Raw genomic sequence first — 20,589 nt, 5'->3', positions numbered from 1 at the left:
TCACAATAGCTTTTGTAGCCCGGATGGAGCCTGCGTAATCCGGGAGGGAGCCATGATGGTTTTGATCTCAGATTTTACAGTGTTGCATCCGGGCTACGTTTACGTTAGTGGTGACTTTTAACCACAACCGCATATGTAGCCCGGATGGAGCTTGCGTAATCCGGGAGGGGAGTTAGTGAATATTGAGTTCTTTGAGCTTACGGGTTAAGGTGTTTCGCCCCCAGCCCAACAACCGAGCCGCTTCTTGCTTGTGACCATGGGTATGTTTGAGTGCTGTAGTTAGCAAGATCCGTTCAAAATCGGGAACCGCTTGCGCTAAAATATCACTGCTTCCGGCCAGTAATTGAGTTTCTACCCAATTTTGTAGCAAAATCCGCCAGTCGCCATCGGCAACAACGGGATCATTTTTCTGTTGACGCTGCGTGAGTTCGGCCGGTAAATCTGAAACTAAAATTTCTTGGCCACTGGCCATGACGGTCAACCAACGGCAGACGTTTTCTAATTGACGAACATTCCCCTGCCAGGGAAGATGGGTCATAAATTTTTGGGTATCCGGATGCAGTTGTTTGGGCTCAACATTGAGCTCTTCGGCAGCACGGCGCAAGAAATGATGCGCAAGTGCCGGAATGTCTTCCCGGCGATCATGTAGCGATGGTAGCTGAATACGAATGACATTTAGACGGTGGAAAAGGTCTTCACGAAATTCACCGTCGGCAACTTTTTTCTCCAGATCCTGATGGGTTGCAGCAATAATACGGACATCGACCTGAACTGGGGAATGGCCACCAACGCGATAAAATTGGCCATCTGCTAATACTCGCAAGAGGCGAGTTTGGATATCCAGTGGCATATCTCCGATTTCATCTAAGAATAAAGTGCCCCCATTGGCCTGTTCAAAGCGTCCGTGGCGAATGTTGTTAGCCCCGGTAAATGCGCCTTTCTCATGGCCAAATAATTCTGATTCAATCAGATCATGGGGAATAGCGGCCATATTCAACGCAATGAATGGCAGATTGGCCCGTGGACTATGTCGGTGCAAGGCATGAGCCACAAGCTCTTTGCCGGTACCGGACTGGCCGTTAATCAGAACACTGATACTGGAGCGTGACAGACGACCAATCGCCCGGAAAACCTCTTGCATGGCTGGCGCTTCACCAATCATCTCCGGAGCTTGTTCATCATGTAAGGTACGATGATGATTTCTTTTCTGTTCCCGGATGAAATTAACAGCACGCTCGGTGAGTGCGACGGCCTCGTCGATATCAAAAGGTTTGGGGAGGTATTCAAAGGCACCACTTTGGTAGGCATTTACGGCACTATCCAGATCCGAATGAGCGGTCATGATGATAATCGGTAACTCATCATTAAATTGATGTACCCGCTCTAGTAAGGTTAAGCCATCTAATCCGGGCATCCGAATGTCGGAAATAATGACATCCGGATGTTCGACTTCAAGTTGACTCAGCATCAGTTCCCCATCAGCGAAGCTCATGCAGTTGTAACCTACGGCACTTAGCGCTTTTTCTAAAACCCAGCGAATGGAACTGTCATCGTCTACGATCCATATTGTTGCAGCCATAGTTAAATCCTTACTTACGCAGTGGCAGATGAATGATAAATTCGGTGTGGCCAGGCCAGCTGGCACAGTCGATTCTGCCTTTATGTTGATTGATTAAATTTTGAGAAATGGATAGCCCTAATCCGGTTCCGCCTTCCCGACCTGTAACCATTGGATAAAATAACGTATCAGCAAGTTCGGCTGGAATTCCCGGACCATCGTCAATAATTCGGATTTCTGCCGCCAGACGATACCGTTGCCCGGCAATATTGACCTGATGGGCCGTGCGTGTAACCAGTTTGATCGAACCCGTATTGCGTTCACGGAGTGCTTGTACCGCATTGTTCACGATATTTAAAAAGGCCTGCTGAAGTTGTTCATGGTCCATTTCAAAATCAGGGATACTGGGATCATAATCCCGTTCGATCTGAATCGTTTCAGGGAGATCCAGTTCCACGAGTTGTCGTACTTTTTCCAGAACCGAATGAATATTATGCAGATGTTGCTTAGCCGGACGTTGGGGTCCTAGGAGTCGATCCACGAGGTTTCGCAATCGATCGGCTTGCTCAATGATGATCGTTGTAAATTCTTTTAATTCGGGATTGGGTAGTTCTTTTTCCAGAAGCTGAGCGGCACCTCGTAGTCCCCCCAGCGGATTTTTTATTTCGTGGGCGAGTCCTCGAACAAGTTCTTTCGCCGCTTGTTGCTGAGCGTGTTGATGAACTTCTTGTGAGATTTTTTTCTGTTGATCAATAGGCTTGAGTTCCAGCAGCAATAATCGTTTTTGATTATGAGTGACTTGGGTTGCTGAGAATTCCACCATCGCCGGGCGATTTTCAACAACCAGAGTGACCTCACTGTCGGTAAAACTCTGTCCTCGGGTTAATACTTGATCGAGAATATCCAGGTTTAGCGTCGTATGAGTAATCAGGGAGCGTAGGTTTTGATTGATTAAACGCTTTTTACTTTGCCCCAGTAGTTGCTCTGTTGCGGTATTCGCGTATTGCACAATCATTCCGGGATCGACTAGCATAATACCTGTTACCAGGTTATCGAGAATGACTCGGTCTAGACCAGCTGTTTCTTGCACATCTCCCTCCTGTTTACCACATCATTGCACTATTTGGGTGCTTTAACCTTCCGAATATCTATATCGGTGGATATTCATCAATTTATCGTTACCGGTGAGGGTTAAAGTCGCTGGTATTGTTTAAATGCGGTGCAAATGGTCCTAATTGGTTAGTTATTGCAATATTCTTGCCTATTTTACGAGTTAACGTCATTCTTATGATCCGGTACGCTTAATCTTAGTGCATCTGTCATTATCGGAGATAAAAAAGGCCCCTTTCGGAGCCTTATATACAAGAATGAGTGTAACTCTTCTTAGTGATGAATTAGCAGCTGTAGTACATCTGGAATTCAACAGGATGAGTTGTCATGTTCAATTTAACAACGTCTTCATGTTTCAATGTAATATAGGCATCAATAGATTCATCAGAGAATACGCCACCTTCAGTTAAGAATGCACGGTCTGCATCCAATGCCTGTAAGGCTTCTTCCAAAGAAGATGCAACTTGTGGGATTTTAGCTGCTTCTTCTGCAGGTAAATCATACAAGTCTTTATCCATAGCATCCCCAGGATTAATTTTGTTTTTAATCCCGTCAAGACCAGCCATTAACATCGCTGCAAATGCTAAGTATGGGTTAGCAGTTGGGTCAGGGAAGCGAACTTCGATACGACGTGCTTTAGGTGATGGTACTACTGGAATACGGATAGAAGCACTACGGTTACGGGCTGAGTAAGCCAGCATTACAGGAGCTTCGAAACCTGGGACCAACCGTTTGTATGAGTTGGTTGATGCGTTAGCAAAAGCGTTGATGGCTTTTGCATGTTTGATGATACCACCAATGTAATACAGAGCCATTTCAGACAGACCGCCGTATGCATCGCCTGCAAACAGGTTGGTACCGTCTTTTGCTAAAGACTGGTGACAGTGCATACCACTACCGTTATCGCCAACTAATGGTTTTGGCATAAAGGTCGCAGTTTTGCCATAAACGTTGGCAACGTTATGAATCACGTATTTGTAAATTTGTAATTCATCGGCTTTTTTAACCAGTGAGTTAAATTTACAAGCAATTTCGTTCTGTCCTGCAGTTGCTACTTCATGGTGATGTGCTTCAACGACTAAGCCCATTTCTTCCATGATCAGACACATGGCGCTACGGATATCCTGAGCTGAATCGACAGGAGGTACTGGGAAGTAACCACCTTTGACGCCTGGACGATGGCCTTTGTTGCCATCAGGGAAGCTTTTACCTGAGTTCCAAGCAGCTTCTGTATCGTCGATTGAGTAGAAAGCACCGTTCATTTGAGCGTCGAATTTAACGTCTTCAAACAGGAAAAATTCTGGTTCAGGGCCGAAGAGTACAGTATCAGCAATCCCGGTTGAACGCATATATTCTTCAGCGCGTTTAGCAATTGAACGAGGGTCGCGGTCATAACCTTCCATTGTGTCAGGTTCTAAAACATCGCAACGAATGTTCAGTGTGGCTTCTTCTGTGAATGGGTCTTGTACAGCACTTTCTGAGTCAGGCATCAAAATCATGTCTGATTCATTAATTCCTTTCCATCCTGCGATGGATGAACCATCGAACATTTTGCCGTCAGTGAAGAAATCTTCGTCAATCTGACTTGCAGGGACAGTCACGTGTTGTTCTTTCCCTTTGGTGTCGGTAAAACGCAAATCGACGAATTTTATTTCCTGCTCTTTCATCAGAGCGAGAACATCTGCAGACATGTAATAACCTCCGGTGTCATCAAAAATTGATGGCTCTAAATTGAAGTGGGTGGTGATCAGTATAATTATGCTCCATTAAGAAGCGAGTTTCGTGCCAAACAGGCAAGTCCAGTATTCTCTGGGGTTCATGCACAATAATGAAATTCCAATGCACAATAAAGGATCATTTGAATTGTTATTGTGCATTAATATGGTGCATGACCTTAGAGAAAATGTAGGTTTATCAGAATTTAATCGATAAAACCGTGAGAAAGCGCTTAAAAACTATTCTCTTTGCACTGCGCCATGTACAATAGCACCACATTAAGATTAATCACACTATTTACGATAGGCGGATGTCCCGTGTTAGAAAATTTAAGAAATATCGCCATTATTGCTCATGTTGACCACGGTAAAACAACCTTGGTTGATAAATTGCTGCAACAGTCCGGTACGCTTCAGACTCGTGGCGAGGTGCAGGAACGAGTGATGGATTCCAATGATTTGGAAAAAGAGCGTGGCATCACTATTTTAGCTAAGAATACAGCAATTAACTGGCACGATTACCATATCAATATCGTGGATACTCCCGGACACGCGGATTTTGGCGGTGAAGTCGAGCGTGTGATGTCAATGGCCGATTCTGTGCTGTTGTTGGTCGATGCACAGGAAGGTCCAATGCCACAAACTCGGTTTGTGACACAAAAAGCATTTGCTCAGGGTCTGAAACCTATTGTCGTCATTAATAAAGTCGACAAACCGGGGGCTCGTCCAGATTGGGTGATGGATCAGGTTTTTGATCTGTTTGATAATCTGGGCGCAACGGATGAACAACTTGATTTTAAAGTTATCTATGCATCCGCTATTAATGGTTGGGCGACCCTCGATCTGGATCAACCTAGTGACAATATGGAACCTTTGTTCCAGGCCATTATTGATAACGTTGCCGCTCCGGATGCAGATCCAGATGGTGCGTTCCAGATGCAGATTTCACAGTTAGATTATAACTCTTATGTAGGGGTTATTGGTGTGGGTCGTATCAAACGTGGTAGCGTGCGTCCAAATCAGCAGGTCACCATTGTGAGTGCGGATGGTCGTAAACGGAATGGCAAAGTGGGCCAGGTCTTGAGCTATTTAGGTTTGGAACGTACTGAAACTGATGTGGCTCATGCCGGGAATATTATTGCTGTTACCGGTTTGGGTGAGCTTAAAATTTCTGATACGGTTTGTGATATCAACGCGGTTGAAGCTTTGCCACCGTTGAGTGTCGATGAACCGACTGTGACCATGACTTTCCAGGTCAATACCTCACCATTTGCCGGTAAAGAAGGTAAATTCGTGACCTCCCGGAATATTTTGGAACGTTTGCAACAAGAGTTGGTACATAACGTTGCGCTGCGGGTTGAAGAAACCGATGATCCAGATAAATTCCGAGTTTCTGGCCGAGGTGAGTTGCACTTGAGCGTTTTGATCGAAACTATGCGCCGGGAAGGGTTTGAATTAGCCGTTTCTCGTCCGGAAGTTATTCTGAAACGAGTTGATGGCGAGTTGCAGGAACCTTACGAAGCATTGACAGTTGATGTTGAAGAAGGCGATCAAGGCAGCGTCATGGAACAGCTCGGGGTGCGCAAAGGTGAGTTATCGGATATGTCGCCGGATGGCAAAGGTCGAGTTCGTTTAGACTTTATGATCCCAAGCCGTGGATTGATCGGTTTCCAGACAGAGTTCATGACGTTAACTTCAGGTACGGGTCTGCTTTATCATACTTTTGATCATTATGGTCCGCATAAAGGTGGAAATATCGGACAACGTAAAAATGGGGTTCTGATTTCGAATGCCACCGGTAAATCGCTGACTTACTCACTGTTTAACTTGCAGGATCGCGGTCGGTTATTTATCGGTCATGGTGATGAAGTGTATGAAGGCCAAGTGGTCGGTATTCATTCCCGTGATAATGACTTAACAGTGAACTGTCTGAAAGGTAAACAGTTGACGAACGTTCGAGCTTCCGGTACCGATGAAGCGCAGGTATTAACCCCGCCAATCCGGATGACTCTGGAACAGGCGCTGGAATTTATCGATGATGATGAATTGGTTGAAGTGACTCCAGAAAGTATTCGTCTGCGTAAGCGCCATTTAACTGAAATGGATCGCAAACGCGCTGTTCGAGCAACTAAAGTTTAAAAAATAGTTCTATAGTTAATGTAGAAAACGGCATGCCTTTGGGTATGCCGTTTTTTATAGGGCTTTTTAGTGCACGAACGAGGATCATAAAGTCTATGCCTGTTGAGACAAAATCAGCGTCTTTATCCGCACATGATAGCGCATGCTGCTTTCATCTTTGATTCAGAGGTGGATTGTCAGTATTGAGTTGCTGGGGAAAATGGAATAAAAATTATCAGTCAGATAATTTATAGATGTTATTCATAACTTATTTCTATATAGCTATACCATCCTTTTGTTTAATTTTTATGACAAGCTCGATATAATTAGACAAGCTATTGGTCATAGCGTTCAAAATTTTTCTAGTTTAATGAAATCCCATCCATCCTATTTTTGAGTCGATGGGGTCGATTTTTATCGTATACCGTGTTGAGGCCCGTCGTATGAAAGACCTTAATTTTCAGCAGGCAGTAAAGGACTGTTGCCATAAAAATATCAAAGGAATGATGGATTTCGTGATTGCGAGTTCTCCATTGCTATTGGCAACCTTGCAGAACTGTTTTGATGAAGATGAAAACCAGTCTTTATACGCCGAACGGGTTGTTGCAGATAGTTATTATCTTTTTGCGCTGAACGCGATTCGTTTTAGAAAATGTAATCCGGATCTGGCCCGATTGGCTTTTTTTGAAATTTTAGCCCGGCGACTTAGTTTTTCCCGACAACCCCTGAATATGACCGGTAATGAGCCGATGACCGACTCTATCCCGGAAACCGCGATAGAGTCATTACAGCAAATTTTTCCTATTCCTGATGGAATTGTTCCGCCTCGGATTAAAAGCATTCAATTATTGCAGATAGCGGCTCGAAGTCATTCGCGGGTCGTACTGGATAGCCCTTGGTTAGCGCATGTTGAACGGCAGTTGCAATACTATTTGGGGCTCAATCCATTAGGTCTCGCCGCCAACGGTGAGGCAATTTATCCGGATACGTTTGATCCTCAGCAAGCATTTGCTGTGCGTTGTCATCGCTGGAAAACGCGAGTCATCTTAGCAATACGCAAGAAAGTAGTAACCCCACTTCTGGAAGGAATTGCTCGAACCGTAATTCGATTTGAGCCCGGTCGGCAATGGATGTATCGCTATGGACTATCCCGAAGGCTGATGCAAAAAGATTTTCCTGAGCAATTACGAATTACCGTCGATCCCCAAAGGATTCAGAAAATGGGGGCGTTTAAACGTAAGATGCGTCAGAAAATGGATTCACGGTTAATCTGGGATGGCGATTGGGATCAGTGTACCGGACGATTTGAAGATAATAGTCGATATCGGTTTATTAGTGATATTTGGCAACATCGGGATACACCGCAGGATTCACGTTTTTATCAGCATCAGCTTGAACAAATTGATGCGGGAGAGCCGTTTGTGGATCGCTATAATGGGGTATCACTGACCTCTCCTCGGCGGATTGTCGGTCATATTCAATTGTATTTGTTGTATATGTATAACATGGCCTGTTTTGGTTTTTCCGGGGGACAAGGTAAAGACGAAGTGTGGATTGCACTGGATCGGCATAATGATGTGGTGAAGGTGAATCATGGTTTGCATCGTACGGCAATGGCGCAGGTAATCGGTCTACGGCAGATGGAAGTCTCGGTGCGAGCGGTGCACCGTTTGTGGTGGCAACAGATGCTTTTAGATTGTTCTGCCACAGATGATATTTATCTATTTTTCTCTCATCTGCAGCAGTGCAATGGGCCGCTCTTGCAGCCTTGTTCAAAATGTGTCTAATTTAATAAAAATCAACCATGAACAACGATCCATCGTCCTTAGGCCAATGAATCGTCGGCCACATAATAACGTGGATCGTCGATAATATTGACTTCAATGAGACTCCCCGCTCGTTTCATGAGTTTTTGGCAATCCGCGCTCAGATGCCTTAGTGAAACTTTTTTCCCGGCTTTTTGATAACGTTCCGCTAAGGTATCGATGGCTTCGATGGCCGAATGATCACAGACCCGGGCTTGGGCAAAATCGATAATGACATGTTCAGGGTCCGTCTGAATGGTAAATAAATCGAGAAAATTCTGGGTGGAGCTGAAAAAAAGTGGGCCCTGGAGTCGGTAAATTCGTTGCTGGGATTCTTCAGTTGTTTCTGCCGTGATCTGCTTGGCATGTTTCCAGGCAAAAACCAGTGCCGAGATGACAACTCCGACAAATACGGCAATGGCTAGATCAGTGAAAATAGTCACGACGGAGACTAAAACAATAACCAGAAAGTCAGATGTCGGAACTTTGTTATACAGGCGTAAGCTTGACCATTCAAATGTGCCCAGAACTACCATAAACATCACCCCCACCAGTGCTGCAATCGGGATCATTTCAATCAGGCTGGATGCAAACAAAATAAAGCACATTAATCCAATGGCCGCAGTGAGTCCTGAAAGTCGGCCTCGACCTCCGGAGCGGATGTTAATCATGCTCTGGCCGATCATGGCACAACCGCCCATGCCGCCGAATAAACCAGTGACAATATTGGCGAGCCCTTGTCCCATACATTCTCGGTTACTACGTCCTCGGGTTTCGGTCATTTCATCAATCACCGTGAGCGTGAGCAGTGATTCAATCAGTCCGACGCCCGCTAAAATTGCGGAATAAGGCAGTACTATTTTTATAGTTTCTAAATTCAGAGGCACATTGGGAATATGAAATGACGGCCACCCGCCAGCAATGGTTGCATGGATATCTCCGGTCATCTCTTGCAGAAAATCGACGACGGTTCGAGTGTGTAAGTTAAATCCGAAGTCAATGAGTGTAACCGCAATAATGGCGACCAGTGATGCGGGAACGGCTTTAGTCAATTTAGGTAAAAAGTGAATAATTAACATGGTGATAGCGACTAAAATCAACATATTGCGTAGTGCGCTGCCTTGCATCCAGTGACTCACTCCCAGATGATCAACGACTTTAAACTGGTTTAACTGGGCTAAAAAAATCACAATGGCTAAGCCATTTACAAAGCCAAGCATGACGGAGTGGGGCACCATCCGGATGAATTTACCCAGTCTGAGAATACCGGCCAAAATTTGAATGCATCCCATCAGAATGACTGTAGCAAACAGATATTCTGGACCCTGTTGGTGGACCAGTGCCACGATGACCACGGCAACCGCACCGGTTGCGCCGGAGATCATCCCGGGCCGTCCTCCGAGCAAGGCGGTGATAAAACCGATGATGGCGGCTGCATACAGGCCTGTCAGCGGACCAACTCCGGCGACGAAGGCAAAAGCGACGGCTTCTGGGACCAGTGCCAGCGCAACGGTGAGTCCGGAGAGAAAGTCAGAGCGCAGTGAAACTCCGCTAAACTTAGGGAATTCAAACATATTGATTTATTCCGTTTCTTCAGAATGGGTGCAAAAAGAGCGCGATTCTAACAAAAACTGTGATGTGGTTCAAAAATTAATCGATATAAAATGGACCTCAAAGATAAACAGAAAAGGTGGATCGTTCTGTGGCTTCGAGAAACATACAGCTAAAATGAATATGGAAATGTCATCACGATGACATGTAGAACATTATGTTTTTACTAGTGTTTTATTTTATGATCTGGCTTTCAGGTTAACGGAAGGAATAAACATGAAAAATCGATTCATTCGCTGGCTAGAATATTGGCGAAGTCACGGACTAGAATTTATAACGTTTGTCTGGAAGCGGATCTGTGATGATCGGTTGACCACCATGGCCGGGGCGTTGGCCTATACCACCTTGTTATCGTTAGTGCCGATGATCGCGGTCGTTTTTTCTATTATCAGTGCGGTGCCGGCATTTTCTGGGGTACAGGAAACGTTGGAAGAACTGCTATTTAGTAACTTCGTTCCGACTGCTACCGATGTGATCCGTACTCAGGTGAATCAGTTTGTGGCCAATGCTAACCGGACCACGACGATTGGTGGGGTATTCCTGTTAGTTGTGGCCGTGATGCTGATCGCCTCGGTTGAAAATAGCCTGAATCGAATTTGGCGGCGAACCCGAAGCCGGAATTTAGTGCGAGCATTGCCGACTTACTGGATGATTTTAACGCTGGGGCCCGTGTTGGTGGGGGCAAGTTTAGCGGTCAGCTCTTATATTTTTTCGCTGGAATTTTTCCACAGTGAAGCGTTGGGGGGGCTGTGGCAAACGTTGTTTAGATTGATCCCCTTCGGACTATCCACAGTTGCTTTTATGTTACTTTACCTCATTATGCCGAATAAGCGGGTTCGCCTTTCGCATGCATTTGCAGGCGCGTTGATTGCCGGTATATTGTTTGAATTAAGTAAACGGGGATTTGCACTTTATTTGGCGTCATTTAATTCCTACCAGGTGATTTATGGCGCAATGGCCGTGATCCCTATTTTATTTTTCTGGGTTTATCTGAGTTGGATTATCGTATTGCTGGGAGCCGAGTGGAGTGCTGCTCTGGATGAATTCGAGCAACATGAGCCAGAAGTGTCGCCATAATGGAAGAATATGATTGCATTAATACAACGTGTTAGCCGGGCTTCAGTGGCCGTCAATGGCCAGACAATTGGTCAAGTCTCCCAGGGATTACTGGTATTGTTGGGAGTTGAGCAAGGTGATAATAAATCTAAATTGGCAGAACTCGCCCGGAAAGTTTGTCATTACCGGATTTTTGCTGATGCTCAGGGAAAAACCAACCTCAATGTGCAGCAGATCGGCGGTGAATTGTTGATCGTTTCTCAGTTTACGTTATGCGCGGATACTCACAAAGGGTTACGTCCCGGTTTTTCGTTGGCGGCACAACCGGAGATGGCTGAACGTTATTATCGGCGCTTTTGTGAGATTTGTCAGGATTACGGGCTTCGTGTTGCAACCGGTGAATTTGGCGCTGATATGCAGGTGGAACTGGTTAACGATGGCCCAATGACGTTTTGGCTGCAGGTTTAACTCGCCCCGATCAAGGAGAGAGCATATGGGATTTCAGATTGTTATTCCTGAAAGTGAAGAGCAGCTGGAACGCTATTTTCAGTTTCGCTATGAGATGATCAATAAGCTTTTACATCTACCGGCTGGCAGTGAACGGGATGCCTACGATGCTTATAGTATGCATCGGATGGTGGTGAGTGATGAGGATCAAATTGTGGCGGTTGGCCGGATTTTTATCAGTGATAAAGAAGCGCTGATCCGACATATCGCAGTGAGCCCAGGGCATCGCCAACAGGGATTGGGTCTGATGTTGATGAGAGCATTGGAACAGGCGGCTTTGGATGAAGGCGTGCAACGGATTGTGTTGACGGCCCGGGATCAGCGATCACTTGAGTTTTTCTCTCAGGCGGGATACAACCCGGATGGCGATCCGCATTATCACAAAGCGAACATGTTTTTGCAGCAGATGGTAAAGATGCTGGATGAGCCTTGTCATTTTGTGCGCAGCCCGGAGTTATGTGAACAGCTTTATCAGGAGATTTATAAACGGATCCCGCTGAGTGAAAAAATTGGGATTAAGTTGACCCATTATGATCAAGAGCGGTTGGAAACCAGTTTATCCTTTGGGGGAAACACCAATGCGTATGCATCGTCTATGTTTGCCGGAAGTAGTTATTGCCAAGCGGTTTTGACCGGATGGTCGCTATTATGGATCGCGCTTCAAGAGTTACAAATGGAGGCGGAGATTGTTCTGATTGATGGCAGCATTCGTCATCGTCGCCCCATTCATGGGGATTGTCGAGCTCGTGCTGCACGCTCCCAGGTTGAAAATATAGCGAGTGCCCTGACGCCAGGGCACTCTCGAAGCCGCTTCAAAATTGCCGTTAAACTCTATAGCGGTGAACGAGTCGCGGCTGAATTTGAAGGTTTATTCTTGTTACGGCGATTAAGCTGCCGGCCAAAAAAAGTGGATGAGTGTTGATGAAATCGTAATCATCATCATGAATAATCCAAGAGCCAGCAATAGTGCTTTAGCGCTGCTGGCCCGAATATTGGCCAAACGGGTATGAAAACCTAATGCCGACATGGCCATAGCCAGTACTAAGGTATCAAATTGTAGTAACCCTTCACGAAGACCGTGATTGAGTGGCAGATAACCATTGAGGAGCACCACGGCAATAAAGCCAAAGGCAAACCAAGGAATGGTAATTTTACCGCGTTGAGTCTGTGTGGCTTGACGGGCCAGACGACGTTGCCACAAGTAGCTTAGGATTAATAACACTGGAGCTAATAGCATGACCCGAGCCAGTTTGACAATGACGGCAATGTTGGCTGCCTGTGGACTGATACTTTCCCCAATGACCACCACCTGTGCGACTTCATGAACGGTAGAGCCGACCAGAGCCGCGTAAGCCGAAGTGGACATATGTAACAGTGGGAACAACAGTGGATAGCCAAACATGGCTATTGTTCCGAAGATGACGACGGTGGCGACTGCGACTACGGTGTATTCTTCTTTAGGTTTGATGACGGGATCGACGGCCATCACCGCTGCCGCTCCACAGATGGCCGAGCCGGATGCGGTGAGGAGCGCAAGCTCAGAAGGGAGCTTCAGTATTCGGGTGCCGACAAAATAGCCGACGACTAATACTGAAGTGACCATGACCGCAGCCAGACCGATTCCCGGCCAGCCAACGGCAATTAACTGTTGTACAGTGATATGCAGGCCAAACAACATCACCCCTAAGCGTAATAATTTATTCTGCGCAAACTGGAGCCCGATATGGGTTTTATCCAGATACCGATGTAAGGGGGAATTGGCAATAACCAAACCAATAATAAGCCCTAACATGAGTGGACTTATTCCCAGCCACCCTTGTTGATTGAGCCATCGGCAAATTGCGATAGCCACGATGGATGTGATAAACGTCATCACTAATCCAGGCCAATATTGTTTCATGACTCATACTCCTTTGTGTCCAAAACGGAAGGAAATAACTTGGAAAACAGAGTGTATGGGATTATTTTTAATAAGAATAACGAATACTTCTGATAGAGATAATCAATAAAATTGATATGAATTTTACATTAAAACAGATTGCGGTATTTGATGCGATTGCACAAACGGGAAGCGTGAGTCATGCGGCCAGTCAACTGGCTTTAACTCAGTCGGCGGCCAGCATGGCTTTGGCTCAGTTAGAACAACAGTTAGGACAGCCTCTTTTTGAACGGATTGGACGACGATTGGTGCTCAATTCCTGGGGGCACTGGTTACGTCCTCGGGCCCGACGGTTACTATTGGATGCCAGTCAGATTGAACAGGGATTTAAAGGTCAGCATCTGTTTTCTGGGGAGCTGATGTTAGGGATCAGTCAGACGATCGCCGAAATATTGTTACCTGGATTGGTGTGTCGGTTGGAACATGAAGTGCCCCAATTGCGGTTGATCCCGCAGGTATCCAATAGTGAGCATGTTTTGCAATCGCTTTTGAGTCACGAGTTGAATGTCGGTGTCATTGAAGGCCGTTGTGACGATTCGCGAATGCAACTGAGTCACTGGTGTGATGATCATCTGGTGATTGTTGCCAATGCTCGGCATCCACTGGCGCAGCAACCGGCGGTATCGCTTGCGGAGTTAAGCCAAGCGCGTTGGGTATTACGGGAATCTGGCTCCGGTACTCGGGAGATTTTTATGAATGCTATTTACGGCAAACTCTCCAAACTGAATATCTGGCGGGAATTCAGCCATGTACCCACCATCTTAGCCTTGGTCGGACAGTCTAATTATCTGAGCTGCCTGCCAGAGCGGGTGGTGACCAAAGATAACTATGATGGGAAATTGGCCATTTTGAAGGTGCCGGATTTAAATATCATGCGCCAGTTTCATTTTGTCTGGCGTAAAGATTCCGGCAATGATCCACTCAGGGATTGTTTGCTGGAACAGGCTCAGTTGCTGCTTTCTGACAACGACCACTCGCCTGCGGGTCTTTAACAAATTGGTCTTGAGACGGTAAATAGCTCTGATCCAATTGGTAATGATCGATGCGGATTTGGGGGGTCTGCCATGGCCCATCAATGATGCGATTGAGCAGCACACATTGGCCGTCGGTAATACCAAATCCCAGAGCATTATAGGTTTGATGGGCCAGATCGATTTGACCGCTGATGAGCCAGTCATAAGGCGCACTGGAAACCGTGGTTTGATCAACTTGTAACTGTCCTTGTTCCAGTGAAGCTTTGAGATCGAGATTTTGTAGCACCGTAGAACCTTCTGGAATATCGGTACTTTTCTGCCAAAGGGCACTCAGACCGCTATTGAGCAGTTGCCGATGTGCCGGCAGTTGCTGCCGGGGATTTTGTAATAGCGTATCAATGATCGGTTTTAAATCTCGATTGAATGCCAGTTGAGTGCTTTTCGTTTCAAGCTGCCCTTGCCAACTTGTTGGCCCTTGCGTCAATGAACCTTGTAGATGGCCTTGGAGTTCCAAATCGCCGCCGAGCTCAAAATCGGCGGACGGTGTTAGGCGAGCCAGCGGGCTGACATCTAGAATTAATCCGGATAAATCCCCTTGCCAGGGGCGATTGGGTTGGTTTAGGTCGATCTGACCACTCCATTGAAGTTGTCCCTGAGGCAGTTCGGCGTAAAAATTAAAATGAGGTAACGAAGGTGTCGTTGTTGCGGCATTGGGATCGGCTAGGGTTGGGCCGATATCCATACTCAGATGGCTCAAGACCAGTCCGTGATATGCCAATACCGGGATCTGCATAAAAAATGTGGTATCCGGCTTCCATATTTGAGATAAGGATTGCCAGTGCCCTTGGCTAAATGGAGTCAGCTGGTTCACCGAGCCTTGGATTGATTGCGCGGATAGCGCCACATCGGGCAGTGAAACCATGAGTTTAACATGGTTCAGCGAGGCTTGATCGAGGGTGATGGTTTGCAGCCAGTTGGATACCTGAAAGGCCTGCCAGGCATTTTGCAGGGATGGAGATATGGTGAGCTCACTGTCGCTTAGCGACAATTCATGTAGATGAAGTTGTTGGGTGTTCGCCTGATAATTCAACGAAGCATTGAGCGTTCCTGCGGCAAAATCACTGACCAAACTGTCGATGTTCCAGTTCTGCTGTGTGAGCGAACCGGTCAGTTGCAGTTGATTGAGGACCAGCTGGGATAACAGCATATTATTGACGGTGAGTTGGGCATCTTGGGCTTGCCAATCAGATACATTTGCGCTGAGCTGGAGATGGCTAATATGACCATCGAGGCTATTGATCACAAGAGGTTGCTGCTGGACTTGCGTTTGAATGTTAACGTTATTGAGGCTCAGTTGTTCAATATTCACCTGATGGAGAAACTCAGGCCAGAGTGATGCTGACCATGAAGGAAGTTGATCAGGTTGCCATTTGATCGCGTCTAAAGTCAGTTCATCCAATGAGAGTTTGCCGGAATTCCACTGGCCACTCGCGCTGAGTTGTCCACCGGCCAATGGCAGCTGAACTTGATTGATTTTCCAATGACCATCATCCAAGTGCAGTTGCCATTGAGGCTGAGCTAGTTGGTGATCGTTGATCTGAAGCCTCTGAGCTGAACCGATGATATCGGCCTGCATATGATATCCGTTATCGGAGTCTTGGAACTGCCCATTTCGAAGCTTCCACTGCGCCTGTTCCAGGCTGAGTTCTGCTTTTCCCTCAGCATTGAGCCAGTCCATATGAACCGAATTCGCATGAGAGCGCGTGATCCGAATGGTTTTAAACCATGGGAAATGGATGGGCTGATAGGGCGCGGCTTGTAATGCTATTTTTACGACCGGTGCTTGCAAGCGAATATCACTAAATTGCAGAACTCCGGAAAAGAGGGCCATCGGGTCAACCGACAGATCTAACTGTTCAGCTGAAAGTGAGAAAACACCGGGATGCCCTAAGGTAATATGATCAATATGCCAGTCGAACGGATGATTGACCTGCCAGAAGCTGCGCTGATAATGAAGTTGCCAGCCCTGTTTGGCGGCCCAATTTTCAATTTGCTGCTGATAATGATCCGGGTTGAATGAAAAGATCACGAATGTGAAAATGGCCACAACGATGAGAACGACAATAAACAAAAAGTCTTTGAGTCTTCGCATGGATAAATCAGCTCGCAATGGAATGAAAAGTAGTGACTTTTATAGATAGCATAAATTAAAACAAGCCATCGGGGATAGCTAGTAGAATATTTGATTTATAAAAGGGTTGTGAAGTCACTGGCAATCCGTATCAAGCAGGGCGGCTGGCTGCCCTTTATTTATTTGGTCGTGCTGAGTGATTTATTGTTATTTTTAATTCAAATTTGAGAAGGTGATTGGGCATCGAGCTCTGATAGTGTTGGGACGCGTTAATTGCGGGTTGTGAAATCTATGATTCTAGATATCAGAGCATTATTGGCTCTTTTGTTAATTCCGGTCTTTTGGGGGGCTGGATTTCCGTTGACGCATAATATTGTGTCAACTATTTCGCCTACGGCTTACATTTGGGGCCGCATGCTTGTGGCGACGATCGTGATGCTTCCATTTACATGGCGATATTTAAAAACCATTGATAAAAAGACCGCATTCATCTGTTTGTTATTGAGTCTATTAGGAACGGCGACGCTAGTTTCTCAAGCTCTGGCTTTACAGATACTGAATTCAGCATCGACCGCTTTCTGTGTTTCTTTGAATGCGGCTTTTATTCCTATGGTTCAATATCTTTTTAGAATGAAGAAAAATAACCGTGTCGATTTACTGTCTATCCTATTAGCCGTGATCGGAACCTGGGTTATTTTAGGAGGCGATCCGAATCAGTTATCCATGGGATATTTATGGGGTGCCGCTTCAGCGCTAGCGATTGCGTGTTCGATTGTTTTGACGGGTAAATTAGCTGAAACTATTAATGTGAATCGAGTGACTCTAGTTTTTTATCAGTTGTTTTTTAGCGCAATGATATTGAGCTTTACTTTGAACACGGATGATATGCATTCGCTGCTTTCAATGCCGGTGATGATGACGATTCTATTTGTCGCTGTTTTATCGTCAGCTTTTTGTTTATATCTGCAAATGAAATATCAAAATAGAGTCGGTAATCTCCAAACCGCTTTAATACTCAATATGGATTTGGTTTTTGCGGTTATTTTCGGCACGATGAATGGAGAGCCATTATCTGCAAATCAACTGCTGGGATCAGCCATTATGTTGGTTGCCATATGCATGGGGCCAGCATTGAGTTTGATGTTCCATCGGAAGGTCGTCAGGTGTGAATAAAGAAACCATGACTCGCCATGTACGGATGACTCATCCTGATCCCAAAAGCCGAGTACCAAAGACTCGGCTTGAAAAGTCTCTTCTTATTATGCAGATCTGGGAATTTATCCAAAATAACTTTAGCGTTTAGCTTAGTTTGGGAATGACCGGAGCGGTCTCGGCAACCGACTGGAAAGTCCAGGCGATGATCCGGGTTAATTTTTGCCCCTGTTGCATCTCTATAACTTTAATTTGGGTCGCTGCCAGCTTCCGCAATTGTTTTTGCATCGGCCTGACATTATCCTGCCTTGAAATAAGGGAACTAAACCAGAGACATTGCTGGGCGAACTGGGCACTTTCTTTGGCTATTTTCTTTAAAAATAGAGGTTCGCCACCGTTACACCATAGCTCTGCACCTTGACCTCCGAAGTTGAGCGGATTGAGTGTTTGATGCTGTAGGCCCAGATTCTTCCGTTTTCGATAGTTACTTTTTCGCGCTTCTTCTAAGCTGCTATGAAATGGGGGATTGCAGACGGTGATATCAAAGAATTCATCAGGTTGGATAATGCCTTCAAAAATATGATGTTTATTTGGTTGATGCCGAAGCTCAATAGGAGCTTTAAGCTCTGGATTTCGATTTAGAATTTGCTGCAAATGGGTCAATGATGCGGTATTGATATCTGTGCCGACACCATGCCAGCCAAAAATTTGGCTGGCGAGTAACAGATAGATCCCACTGGCTCCGGTACCGATATCGAGGATACGGACCGGGCGGGTATCGGATTGGTTTGGGAGTAGGGATGCCATATGATGTAAATAATCGGCCCGCCCCGGAACGGCTGGGCAGAGCGCACCCTCGGGAATATCCCAGTCGTTAATTTGATAATGATGTTTGAGCAACGCCGTATTCAGCGCTTTGACCGCCAGTGGATCCGCATAGGAAATACTGAGGGCTCCAGTGATATTGCGCTGGAGAAAAGGCTGAAGGGGCGGATAGTCTTCGACTAATGCCGGATAATCGTATCCGAAACGATGGAGGTTATCCGGATGCAGGCTTTTGACCGGCTGATGACGATGGGCCTTCGAAACAGCTTTCAAACTATAACTTCCTATTTTATACATCAGATCAATATCGAAAGCTGATTATAGCCATAGAAGCACAGAGAAACCCACAAGGTTTTTTGACAAGTTGATAACTAAATCAAACTGGCTATTTCAGGCAATTCCTTTTAGCATGGCCCCCAGTCTACTATTTTGAATCTGACCTTATGAATACGAAAGAGATCAAACGAAAAATCGAGCAGCAAATATGTTCAGGTGTTTCCAAAACAGTGATTTTTGAGCAATTGACGGCGGCGGGTATTCCGGAAAGAAAAGCGGCTTTCTGGATTGCCAGTTATGCGAAACCTGAGTTGATCCGGGCTAATCAGTTCCATGTCCGGAGTGTTTTTTCGATTAATGTGATCATTGCGGTATTGGCTTTTTTGGCGGGTTTTTCGGTCGCCTCGGGGATATCTGCACTGTTTGCCGGTGTTTTGCTGGCGATTATTCCAGCGCTGCTGAGTATGGGCTTTTATAAAAATTTATTGGGCAGTTATCAGGCTTTTATTATTTTAACGATTGTCGGGCTTCCGCGTTTATTTGAACGCATGCATGAATTGCAGGGGACGCTTATTTTTGCTTTGCTCCTTAATGTGGCATTGCTTGGCTATATCTGTTTTGTCCGGATCCGAATATTCCCGGATATGCATTGGTTTGGACCCCGTAAGAAAAACGGGCACTATATTTTTACCGACTAAAAGTTACTGCTCTATCTTTATATTTGACACATCATCCGGACATCGACGATTTATTACAATGAATTCGCCGTTTGCCGGATTTTCAACATCAACTCGCACTCTATTCGATACCAGACTTTTACCATTTCACTCCTAAATCAGGGCGGCTCTGAGTATCGGGCCATGGATGGGATCGACTATCGGTCTCTTTGATGAGTTAAGTCGAATACCATTAATTACGGTGATTGCAGCGAGAGTGCTAACTAGAAAGCTGCATTGGTGTTGTCCCTGCCAAACGGCGAAACATGGCAATAAATGCCGAGGGATTCCGGTACCCTAGGCGAATCGCTATACGGTGGACCGGTTCTCCTGCATCCAGCCATGTTAAAGCAGTCACAAAGCGCATGCGTTGTCGCCATTCTCGAAAGGAGATCCCGAGTTGTGTTTGAAAGCGGCGTGAAAGGGTACGCTCGGTGGTTCCGTAATGTTCGGCCCATTCGGCCAATGAGGTTTGGTTGCCCGGCTCGGCTTGTAACGCTCGAAGAATAGGATCCAGCCATTTGTCGTTGGAAAAAGGAAGATAGCTGTCGAACCGAGGTGCCAGTCGGATCTGATCGATAAGTACGAATGATAGCCGTTGGTCTTCCATAGAGCTGGGGCATGTCACGCCACGTGCGGCGAAGTCAGCGGGAATGGCTTTGAGTAAAGGACTGAGCCCCAATGTCGTGGGGGTCTGCGGTAATGTAACGCAATAGGCGGCTGCAACATACACCGATACATAATGGATCTCCTGGCTATTTTTAGCTTCATGTTCCGCGCCTGGTGGGATCCAGATGCCATATTGCGGAGGCGAGATATAGTGCACTCCTTCAATATTAAATTCACATGCTCCCGACAATGCGTAATTGAGCTTTCCCCAAGAGCGTCGCCGCCGAGGGAAAACTGTCCCACGAGCAAAGAATGCTGTTCTGAGGGAAATCGGATTGGGGCTATCACCTTCCGTTTGTATTGAATATTTCATGAGTCTTGAACTCCGCATACTTTGTCCGAATATCATTATATACAGTTAACCAGACACTCCTTATCATGATTTATCCTGATCGGTCCTCTCTCACTCACTCATAACTCATGTCAC

General features: G+C 45.9%; 16 protein-coding genes. 8 read left to right on the top strand and 8 right to left on the bottom strand.

Annotation, left to right across the window (positions count from 1 at the left end; translation table 11 throughout):
- Positions 1-172: 172 nt before the first annotated feature.
- From glnG to glnA, 3 genes are all read right to left on the bottom strand, one after another.
- Positions 173-1,579 carry a nitrogen regulation protein NR(I) gene (glnG, locus tag ABUE20_RS04920; protein WP_408618727.1) on the bottom strand — a complete coding sequence of 469 codons (1,407 nt, stop codon included), beginning with the start codon at positions 1,577-1,579 and terminating at the stop codon, positions 173-175.
- A 10-nt stretch (positions 1,580-1,589) separates the two neighbouring features.
- Entirely contained in the window at positions 1,590-2,648 is a 1,059-nt protein-coding gene (glnL, locus tag ABUE20_RS04915) for a nitrogen regulation protein NR(II) (RefSeq protein ID WP_408618726.1), read from the bottom strand.
- A 304-nt stretch (positions 2,649-2,952) separates the two neighbouring features.
- Positions 2,953-4,359 carry a glutamate--ammonia ligase gene (gene glnA, locus ABUE20_RS04910; protein WP_408618725.1) on the bottom strand — a complete coding sequence of 469 codons (1,407 nt, stop codon included), beginning with the start codon at positions 4,357-4,359 and terminating at the stop codon, positions 2,953-2,955.
- Between the two features lie 285 nt (positions 4,360-4,644).
- Between glnA and typA the strand changes: the two genes are divergently transcribed.
- Both typA and ABUE20_RS04900 read left to right on the top strand, forming a co-directional pair.
- Positions 4,645-6,522 carry a translational GTPase TypA gene (gene typA, locus ABUE20_RS04905; RefSeq protein WP_498038921.1) on the top strand — a complete coding sequence of 626 codons (1,878 nt, stop codon included), beginning with the start codon at positions 4,645-4,647 and terminating at the stop codon, positions 6,520-6,522.
- A gap of 422 nt (positions 6,523-6,944) precedes the next feature.
- Positions 6,945-8,288 carry a hypothetical protein gene (locus tag ABUE20_RS04900; RefSeq protein ID WP_408618723.1) on the top strand — a complete coding sequence of 448 codons (1,344 nt, stop codon included), beginning with the start codon at positions 6,945-6,947 and terminating at the stop codon, positions 8,286-8,288.
- A gap of 38 nt (positions 8,289-8,326) precedes the next feature.
- Here the strand turns inward: ABUE20_RS04900 and ABUE20_RS04895 are convergent, their stop codons facing one another.
- Positions 8,327-9,880, bottom strand: a complete 1,554-nt coding sequence (locus ABUE20_RS04895; protein WP_408618722.1) for a SulP family inorganic anion transporter — start codon at positions 9,878-9,880, stop codon at positions 8,327-8,329.
- A 253-nt stretch (positions 9,881-10,133) separates the two neighbouring features.
- Between ABUE20_RS04895 and ABUE20_RS04890 the strand changes: the two genes are divergently transcribed.
- The 3 genes from ABUE20_RS04890 to ABUE20_RS04880 are packed head-to-tail and all read left to right on the top strand — an operon-like array spanning position 10,134 to position 12,402.
- Positions 10,134-10,994 carry a virulence factor BrkB family protein gene (locus tag ABUE20_RS04890; protein ID WP_408618721.1) on the top strand — a complete coding sequence of 287 codons (861 nt, stop codon included), beginning with the start codon at positions 10,134-10,136 and terminating at the stop codon, positions 10,992-10,994.
- Between the two features lie 9 nt (positions 10,995-11,003).
- Positions 11,004-11,441, top strand: a complete 438-nt coding sequence (dtd, locus tag ABUE20_RS04885; RefSeq protein ID WP_408618720.1) for a D-aminoacyl-tRNA deacylase — start codon at positions 11,004-11,006, stop codon at positions 11,439-11,441.
- Positions 11,442-11,466: 25 nt separating this feature from the next.
- A complete protein-coding gene (locus tag ABUE20_RS04880) occupies positions 11,467-12,402 on the top strand; it encodes a bifunctional GNAT family N-acetyltransferase/hotdog fold thioesterase (protein WP_408618719.1) in 936 nt (311 codons plus the stop codon).
- Here the strand turns inward: ABUE20_RS04880 and ABUE20_RS04875 are convergent.
- Positions 12,367-13,380 carry a YeiH family protein gene (locus ABUE20_RS04875; RefSeq protein WP_408618718.1) on the bottom strand — a complete coding sequence of 338 codons (1,014 nt, stop codon included), beginning with the start codon at positions 13,378-13,380 and terminating at the stop codon, positions 12,367-12,369. The genes ABUE20_RS04880 and ABUE20_RS04875 overlap by 36 nt on opposite strands.
- Positions 13,381-13,496: 116 nt before the next feature.
- Between ABUE20_RS04875 and ABUE20_RS04870 the strand changes: the two genes are divergently transcribed.
- Positions 13,497-14,411 carry a LysR substrate-binding domain-containing protein gene (locus ABUE20_RS04870; protein WP_408618717.1) on the top strand — a complete coding sequence of 305 codons (915 nt, stop codon included), beginning with the start codon at positions 13,497-13,499 and terminating at the stop codon, positions 14,409-14,411.
- Here ABUE20_RS04870 and ABUE20_RS04865 read toward each other — a convergent pair.
- Positions 14,341-16,545, bottom strand: a complete 2,205-nt coding sequence (locus ABUE20_RS04865; RefSeq protein WP_408618716.1) for an AsmA-like C-terminal region-containing protein — start codon at positions 16,543-16,545, stop codon at positions 14,341-14,343. The genes ABUE20_RS04870 and ABUE20_RS04865 overlap by 71 nt on opposite strands.
- Positions 16,546-16,815: 270 nt before the next feature.
- Here ABUE20_RS04865 and ABUE20_RS04860 point away from each other — a divergent pair, with 270 nt between their 5' ends.
- On the top strand, positions 16,816-17,697 hold the full coding sequence (locus ABUE20_RS04860; protein ID WP_408618715.1) for a DMT family transporter: 882 nt from the start codon (positions 16,816-16,818) through the stop codon (positions 17,695-17,697).
- A 126-nt stretch (positions 17,698-17,823) separates the two neighbouring features.
- On the opposite strand, the gene rlmF is transcribed toward ABUE20_RS04860, so the two are convergent.
- Positions 17,824-18,774: a 23S rRNA (adenine(1618)-N(6))-methyltransferase RlmF gene (rlmF, locus tag ABUE20_RS04855; protein WP_408618714.1), complete on the bottom strand. Its 951-nt coding sequence runs from the start codon at positions 18,772-18,774 to the stop codon at positions 17,824-17,826.
- A 170-nt stretch (positions 18,775-18,944) separates the two neighbouring features.
- On the opposite strand from rlmF, the gene ABUE20_RS04850 reads away from it, so the two are divergent.
- A complete protein-coding gene (locus tag ABUE20_RS04850) occupies positions 18,945-19,475 on the top strand; it encodes a hypothetical protein (RefSeq protein WP_408618713.1) in 531 nt (176 codons plus the stop codon).
- 238 nt (positions 19,476-19,713) lie between these two features.
- On the opposite strand, the gene ABUE20_RS04845 is transcribed toward ABUE20_RS04850, so the two are convergent.
- Positions 19,714-20,475, bottom strand: coding sequence for an AraC family transcriptional regulator (locus ABUE20_RS04845; protein WP_408618712.1), 762 nt, complete (start codon positions 20,473-20,475; stop codon positions 19,714-19,716).
- Positions 20,476-20,589 lie beyond the last annotated feature (114 nt).

This window comes from Celerinatantimonas marina (assembly GCF_046054165.1).
In the GTDB taxonomy this organism is placed as follows: Bacteria; Pseudomonadota; Gammaproteobacteria; order Enterobacterales; family Celerinatantimonadaceae; genus Celerinatantimonas.
Note: the sequence above shows the minus strand (reverse complement) of the source record. Positions and strands in the feature narration are given on the sequence as shown.

What these genes read in the sequence shown, in the direction of transcription:
- ABUE20_RS04845 (WP_408618712.1), bottom strand. Translation starts at nt 20,475, where the DNA reads ATGAAATATTCAATACAAACGGAAGGTGATAGCCCCAATCCGATTTCC.
- ABUE20_RS04865 (WP_408618716.1), bottom strand. Translation starts at nt 16,545, where the DNA reads ATGCGAAGACTCAAAGACTTTTTGTTTATTGTCGTTCTCATCGTTGTG.
- ABUE20_RS04880 (WP_408618719.1), top strand. Translation starts at nt 11,467, where the DNA reads ATGGGATTTCAGATTGTTATTCCTGAAAGTGAAGAGCAGCTGGAACGC.
- ABUE20_RS04890 (WP_408618721.1), top strand. Translation starts at nt 10,134, where the DNA reads ATGAAAAATCGATTCATTCGCTGGCTAGAATATTGGCGAAGTCACGGA.
- ABUE20_RS04875 (WP_408618718.1), bottom strand. Translation starts at nt 13,380, where the DNA reads ATGAAACAATATTGGCCTGGATTAGTGATGACGTTTATCACATCCATC.
- glnA (WP_408618725.1), bottom strand. Translation starts at nt 4,359, where the DNA reads ATGTCTGCAGATGTTCTCGCTCTGATGAAAGAGCAGGAAATAAAATTC.
- ABUE20_RS04850 (WP_408618713.1), top strand. Translation starts at nt 18,945, where the DNA reads ATGAATACGAAAGAGATCAAACGAAAAATCGAGCAGCAAATATGTTCA.
- ABUE20_RS04860 (WP_408618715.1), top strand. Translation starts at nt 16,816, where the DNA reads ATGATTCTAGATATCAGAGCATTATTGGCTCTTTTGTTAATTCCGGTC.
- typA (WP_498038921.1), top strand. Translation starts at nt 4,645, where the DNA reads ATGTACAATAGCACCACATTAAGATTAATCACACTATTTACGATAGGC.
- ABUE20_RS04870 (WP_408618717.1), top strand. Translation starts at nt 13,497, where the DNA reads ATGAATTTTACATTAAAACAGATTGCGGTATTTGATGCGATTGCACAA.
- dtd (WP_408618720.1), top strand. Translation starts at nt 11,004, where the DNA reads ATGATTGCATTAATACAACGTGTTAGCCGGGCTTCAGTGGCCGTCAAT.
- ABUE20_RS04895 (WP_408618722.1), bottom strand. Translation starts at nt 9,880, where the DNA reads ATGTTTGAATTCCCTAAGTTTAGCGGAGTTTCACTGCGCTCTGACTTT.
- glnG (WP_408618727.1), bottom strand. Translation starts at nt 1,579, where the DNA reads ATGGCTGCAACAATATGGATCGTAGACGATGACAGTTCCATTCGCTGG.
- ABUE20_RS04900 (WP_408618723.1), top strand. Translation starts at nt 6,945, where the DNA reads ATGAAAGACCTTAATTTTCAGCAGGCAGTAAAGGACTGTTGCCATAAA.